Source organism: Corynebacterium sp. HMSC036D03 (assembly GCF_001836185.1).
GTDB lineage: Bacteria > Actinomycetota > Actinomycetes > Mycobacteriales > Mycobacteriaceae > Corynebacterium > Corynebacterium simulans.
Genome location: NZ_KV827767.1, coordinates 1 through 427, shown reverse-complemented (window position 1 = coordinate 427; position 427 = coordinate 1). Strand labels below are relative to the sequence as shown.

Genomic DNA, 427 nt, shown 5'->3' with positions numbered 1-427 from the left:
ACAAGGCAGCGGTAGAGCGTGCCGTGAAAATCGCCTACACCAAAATCCTGGGTTACTTCAGCAACGAGGTCTTCTATAGCCTTGATGAGCTTAATGAGGCGATCGCGGAGCGTCTTGTCGATATCAACAGCACAATGACGCGGCCTGATGGCTAAACACGGCAGATGCGCTTTGATAAAGAAGAAGCACCAATGATGCGGGATCTTCCGCCGACGCCGTTTACGGAAGTGTCTTATAAGCGGCTCAAAGTCGATCGCAACTGGCACATCACCTGTGACTACCAGTACTACTCAGTGCCATTTCAGCTGGTAGGAGAATCGGTAACAGTAGGACTCACCCCGCAACTGGTGAGCGTCTTCAACGGGGAGCAGCTTGTTGCTGAACACACGCGCCTTGAAGCGTCCTGGGTTTAGTTCCTACCTCAGCT

The 427-nt window shown here is 52.5% G+C and carries 1 protein-coding gene; it reads left to right on the top strand.

Annotated elements, in window-relative coordinates:
• The first annotated feature begins 164 nt into the window (after positions 1–164).
• Entirely contained in the window at positions 165–413 is a 249-nt protein-coding gene (locus HMPREF2692_RS13455) for a Mu transposase domain-containing protein (RefSeq protein WP_246823458.1), read from the top strand.
• The last annotated feature ends 14 nt before the right edge of the window (positions 414–427 follow it).